This window comes from Bacteroides sp. ET489 (genome assembly GCF_030518095.1).
GTDB lineage: Bacteria > Bacteroidota > Bacteroidia > Bacteroidales > Bacteroidaceae > Bacteroides > Bacteroides ndongoniae.
In genome coordinates this window covers 134386-140462 of record NZ_JAULLJ010000010.1, presented here as the reverse complement: position 1 = coordinate 140462, position 6077 = coordinate 134386, and the positions used below count along the sequence as shown (strand labels likewise).

At 42.3% G+C, this 6077-nt stretch carries 5 protein-coding genes; 4 read left to right on the top strand and 1 reads right to left on the bottom strand.

Annotated features, from left to right (window positions below; translation table 11 throughout):
• Positions 1-19 precede the first annotated feature (19 nt).
• The gene (locus tag Q3C19_RS08205) at positions 20-874 is read right to left on the bottom strand and encodes an AraC family transcriptional regulator (protein ID WP_277122051.1); all 855 of its coding nucleotides are present in this window, start codon (positions 872-874) and stop codon (positions 20-22) included.
• A 280-nt stretch (positions 875-1154) separates the two neighbouring features.
• On the opposite strand from Q3C19_RS08205, the gene Q3C19_RS08200 reads away from it, so the two are divergent.
• The 4 genes from Q3C19_RS08200 to Q3C19_RS08185 all read left to right on the top strand — a co-directional run bounded on the left by Q3C19_RS08200 (position 1155) and on the right by Q3C19_RS08185 (position 6076).
• Positions 1155-1928, top strand: coding sequence for a DUF4493 domain-containing protein (locus Q3C19_RS08200; RefSeq protein WP_302728500.1), 774 nt, complete (start codon positions 1155-1157; stop codon positions 1926-1928).
• 34 nt (positions 1929-1962) lie between these two features.
• A complete protein-coding gene (locus Q3C19_RS08195; RefSeq protein WP_302728498.1) occupies positions 1963-3255 on the top strand; it encodes a DUF4493 domain-containing protein in 1293 nt (430 codons plus the stop codon).
• 46 nt (positions 3256-3301) lie between these two features.
• On the top strand, positions 3302-5056 hold the full coding sequence (locus tag Q3C19_RS08190) for a DUF4493 domain-containing protein (protein ID WP_368045230.1): 1755 nt from the start codon (positions 3302-3304) through the stop codon (positions 5054-5056).
• A 162-nt stretch (positions 5057-5218) separates the two neighbouring features.
• Positions 5219-6076: a hypothetical protein gene (locus Q3C19_RS08185; RefSeq protein ID WP_302728494.1), complete on the top strand. Its 858-nt coding sequence runs from the start codon at positions 5219-5221 to the stop codon at positions 6074-6076.
• Position 6077: the final 1 nt, after the last annotated feature.

The following is a 6077-nucleotide window of genomic DNA, read 5'->3' as shown; positions in this document are numbered from 1 at the left end:
CTTTTTTCTGCAGATCCTATTAGCCTTTTGTTCTATATTCCAATGGGCTCATACCTACATAACGCTTAAAATATTTGCCAAAAAACGAAATATTGGCAAAGTTCAATGCATCCGAAATCTCTTGAATGGAAGCATCTGTTAATTTCAGTTGAGACTTTGCATCCATAATAACCATAGACGAGATAATGTCTGTACACGTTCTTCCCGTAACATCTTTAACCACGCTACACAAATATGCATGACTTACCCGTAACTGCTCCGCATACCACACAACCTGACGCACATGGGAATAATGCAAAGTCACAAGCCGTTGGAAATTACGAAACAACTGCTCATTTTTGGAAAGTATCCGAAGACCACTTTTATGTGCCGAAAGCTGATGAATAACCAAGTGAACATCAGCAAACAGATTTTTGGCTGCGACTGCCCGTCCTTTCTCATCAAGGAACTCATATAGACGTATAAGCAAAGCAAAATAATCTCCAAGCAGTTCCGAGGCTTCTTTACGGAGAGGAATAACCGGAGACTCGGACAACAGGCAGCAGGCATCAACTAAATGTTGTGAAGGATTTCCTTTGATATAGCTGGACGAAAAACCTAAAAAGTAAATTTTCAGTTCCCCGCTCACCTTATGTATCTGAAAAATGGTACCCGGCACCAATAAAACAGCTTCATCCTGATGTACGCAAAAACGGTTCAAATTGACCGATGCCTCCACCTCGCCTCCGTGACATAGAATAAGTATCTCACACTTCAGTCTTACCGGAAAATCCGTATAAAGACTTAGCAAACCTGGATTAATATCAGCCCCCGCAAGCCAATCCTCCGGCAAGTCTATCTTGGGCATATCTTTTTCATAAAAGCGACCTTCCATATGATTTCTCTTATACAATATCAAGTTACAAAGATAATCTCATTTTAAAAACAGACAAATAAAAAAGAAAAGACTTATCGGCAAAAATATCTTTATCGCACATTTATAAGCAAATAACCGAATCCATCCAAAGATCTATTTTAAAAAAAGAACAAAAATAGAAAAAACAGACCTTGCACAAGCAATGACAAAGCCGTTACTTTGCAACCCGAAAAATCATGCATAAAACAAGTACTATCCCAAGAAGTGTCTTAAAGAAATAGTCATTAAAATCAATTATATGAAAATTTACAACTTAAAGTATTTCCTGATGGGCTGCATAGCATCCCTGATGATCACATCCTGCGCATCAAATGAAGACCCTGCTGAAAATAACGGAAGCGGTAGTATCCAATTGGGAGTTACGGCCAGTGCCGTATTTACAAAAGCCGTAAACGAAAACGATTATGGAGATATAAATCGATACTCTGTGCAAATACTAAATGATAAAAGTAGCGTTGTAGAAGAGTTCATTTATAGCGAAAAACCTGAACGAATTAGTTTAAACAATGGCAATTACACCCTGAAAGCATTTTATGGTACAGAAAATAATGCTTCACGCGACGGATTTTATGTAAAAGGAGAAACAAGCTTCACCGTAAACGGAGAAGAACTCCAAGAAGTAAATGTTGAATGTAAACCTACTTGCGGAAAAGTTAAAGTAAGTTTTGCAAACAATATGTCTCAATACTTTAGCAACTATTCTGTTGTATATGAAACTGCCGCACTGAAAGAAACCGGAAGTAGTGCTATCTGTCAGAAAAACGATACTGAACCGTGGTATTTGAAGGTGAATGCTGAAGGAGAAAGCGTAAAAGCTTCCATCAACTTTACTCGTATCAGCGATAACAAGTCTGCAACAGTGGAAAAGACTTATACACTGGCACCTGGTAAATCGTGGACACTGAACATTGCGCCGCAAGACAACAACGGTAGTTTGGGCATCGTTGTTACCATCGATGAATCGACTGATGATGAAGAAATCGATATCGAAGTTCCCTCCGAATGGATTTAAAACTCAATATCCTTAATATATAAAGAAGAGATTTATGAAACTAATCAATATCATAGCCTTAAGCACAGTAGCCATCCTTGGTTTGGCGTCGTGCGAGATGAAAAATGAACTGACTGGCAGTCTGGTGAGCAAAGAAGATACAGGCGCTTTAGAACTTGGAGTCAGCGTAAAGCAACCCATTTCACAGACACGTGCTACAGAAGTGACAACCAACAATTTCCCTGTAACCATACAAGGAACAAGTGCCGAAGTAACTGACGTAGTAAAAGAATACGCTACCGTAGATGAAGTCCCGTCCAGCATCACAGTCCCTGTAGGACAATATACCGTAACGTCACATACTCCCGGAACATTGGAGAAGAAAATGGAAAATCCCTATTATTCGGGCAGTACAAATATTACTGTTAGCAAAGGCATCACAAGTGAAGTCGACGTTGTATGTCGTATGGCCAACAGCCGCATTCAGATGAAGTACGGAAACGATTTCAAAGAGGCATTCAGTTCATGGACGATTACCATAGACGACGGCACAGAAACAGCACTTTCATACACCGAAAGTGACCTGAATCCGGCTCCCATCTATTGGCATTTCGGCGATAACATCACAGCCATCACTGTCAATATCAAGGCTGTGACAACTAAAGGGAACACTGTAACCGAAAGACGAGTATTCCAAAAGAAAGACGCCGCCGAACAGTATGAAGAAGTAGGCGATGCATTCACCGGCGGCGACGCTTTAGAAATCAACATGGGTACCGTAGAATCTTCCACAGGAGAACTGACAGGAATTACCATTACTGCTAACATTACATTTGAAAATGAAAGCGAATCGGTAGAGATTCCGACAACAAATCCAGACGAGGGTGGAGACTCTGGAACTGAACCGCCAATAGGAGGTGATGTAACTCTTAACTTACCCGCAGATGTCACTTACTCAATATCAGCAGGCGATGCACCGGCCAGTGCTGATGCATATATAGCCTCTGAAGCAGGATTGGATAAAATCATCGTAACCATAACTGCAGGAAATGATGCCTTTCAAGCAATCTTGGTCGATTTAAATATGGACGGACAAAGTTTCCTTGCTGAGAATGGAGGAGTAGACCTGATTGATAATAGCGATTTTGGGAATTTAGTCGCTACTGTAGGAAGTACAGCCCCAACAGATGGAATAAAAGAATATACGTTCCCAATCGGAACATTCTTCACCTTCCTTGATATGACAGGAGCGACCGATCCAGGCAAATCGCATGAATTCCATATTACTGTAACCGATAAAAATGGGCAAAAAGCAACCGGTGTATTTAAAGTAACCATAAACGAGTAAGAAAATGAAAAAGATATATTTATTTCTTTTTGTAATATTATCCACCTTGAGTATAACCTCATGTCAGCAAGACGACTTAAATGACAACATCGGTTATCTCCGTATTGAAGTAGGAACTAATGCCTACGTAGATACCCGTATCGCCGCAGATTATAACCCTAAACAAATTGCTTTGCAAATACTCGATAGTAAAGGAGGAATCGTAGAAAGTACCGACGACTGGGAAACCTTGTCGGGACAACAAATCCGCTTGGAAGCAGGAACCTATACCGTAAAAGCTTCTTCCAACGGGTTCGATGGTTCCGAATCGGGATTTGATATTCCTTACTATGCCGGTAGCCAGCAGATAACAGTACAAACTGGCAAAGAGGTCACCGCCAACATTACCTGTACATTGGCTAACGTAAAAGTTACCGTAAATTATGATCAGTCTTTTATAGATGCTTTCCAATCGGCTACAGCCACTGTCAAATCGGCTATGGAAGGTGTTAACGAACTCAGCTTCAGAATGGGCGATGAACTGAAACCAGCATATTTCCCTGTAGCAGACCTTACCGCTACTATTTCTGTAACCAACCATTCCGGACAACAGTTCTCGCAAGATACACCTATCACTAACGTGAAAGCCCGCAAACACTACATTCTGAACTTTAAGGTGGCCGAAACCGGCGATATAGGAGGAGTCAGCGTCAGTGTAGATGGAACAGAAACCGTATATACATTTACTTTCAATGTTTCTACCGAAGCCAGCACAAAATTAGGAGCTGAAGCGGCCAACGCTTGGAGTAACTTTGCTTATTTAGAAGGAAGTATTCTTTCTTCATCCGAAGAACTTGATCCGGCCAGCATGCACTTTGAGTATAAAAAGGCCGATGCAGAAGAATGGCAAACTATCTCAGCCAATTATAATAGCGGAAACCAGAAATTCACAGCGACACTTACAGGATTGACACCTGCCACGCAATATACTTATCGCCTCGCTTATGAAAAGAGTGGAGAAGCTTATGCCAGCGATCCAGTAACATTCACAACAGAAGAAGCCACAACATTGCCAAATGGCAATATGGATGATTGGTACAAGAGCGGCAAAACTTGGTATCCGGTATCTGAAAGTGACTATTCCACTTCGGGCTCTTTCTGGGATTCAAGTAACCCGGGAACTACAACAGGTGCCGGAGCATTAGTTAATGTAAACCCAACACAAGGCAATAGCTCTATCGTACACACCAGCGGAGGTAAATCTGCAGAATTAAAATCACAGTATGCTTCTGCATTCGGTATTGGTAAGTTTGCTGCAGCCAGCCTTTACTCAGGCAAATTCAACAGCTTAGTAGGTACTAACGGAGCCAAAATTGATTTTGGACAGAAATTTGCATCTCGCCCAACAGGTCTGCATGGTTGGTTCCGCTATACAAGTGGGAAAATAGACTATCGGGGTGATAATACTCCTGCAGGACTTGGCGAAAAAGGAACTGACGACTTATGTTCCATCTATATGGCATTAGCTAAGGCTCCTCATCAATTGAACAATACTGATACTTCTACATTCTTCGATTTCGAAAACGATGATAATATCATTGCGTATGGCGAATTACCCGATGCGGAAGCTGTATCCACCAATAATGAATGGAAAGAATTCAATGTCGAACTGAAGTATAAAGATATCACGCCACAAACTGCATATTACTTGATTATCGTCTGCTCTTCAAGTAAATATGGCGATTACTTCACTGGAAGTACCGGTAGTATCATGTACATCGACGACTTGGAGTTACTTTACGGAGTCCCTTCCACCAAGTAAAGCCATATACAATTATTAATTAAAAAAAGAGGGTGCGTCATAACTCACCACTGATTACACAGACAGGCACAGAGATTATTTATAATATATCTGTGTTCCTCTGTGTAATCCGTGGCAAACTGCGGTTTTGATGCCCCCTCTTATACACGTTTTTAAACATTTATGTTCAGAATACTGTCACTCATCCTATTGTTCGCTATCGGTAGTGCATTCCAGACGCTGCAGGCGCAGAAGTCTATCCGCATCGAAACCACCCTCAATGGCGACAGCATCATCATAGCCGACTCAACAGGACATGTTTACAAGATAAAGGCACCAACCAAAAAGAAACGGAAGAAAGCCCAACGCCCACAGCGCATCGACCGCGGCATCATGCAATCGGTCTTTATCCCCAAAGGCCAATGGATGGCGGGAGGTACGGTTTCTTACTCCGAACACGAAGAGGACAACCTGAACTTTCTGGTCATAAAGAATGTAGAGGGTTTGGGATATACGTTCAACGTCAGTCCCTACGTCGGCTACTTCTTCAAGGACAACGTAGCGGCAGGCTTACGCTTCGGCTACAACCGCACCTATTTAGACATGGCCAACTTCGAACTGAATCTGGGTGAGGACTTCAACATCAGCCTCAAGGACCTCTATTACCTGGAGCACGAATACCAGGTATCGGGTTTTCTGCGTACCTACATGCCCATCGGCAAAAGCAAAATTTTCGGACTGTTCAACGAAGTGCGCCTGACGTACGCCTACGGAGTAGGAAAGAACTCGACCGGTTCGAATACCGAATACGACGGTACTTTTGAACGGACGCACAACCTGCAAATCGGTATAGCACCGGGCATGACCGCCTTCGTCACCGACTGGTCGGCAGTCGAAGTATCGGTAGGCGTGATGGGCTACAACTTCAAATGGCAGAAACAGACAACCAATCAGATAGAGAGCGGCATGAGAAGAACGTCTTCGGGAAACTTCAAGATCAACCTCTTCTCGATTAACATCGGCATGACTTTCTACCTGTAAA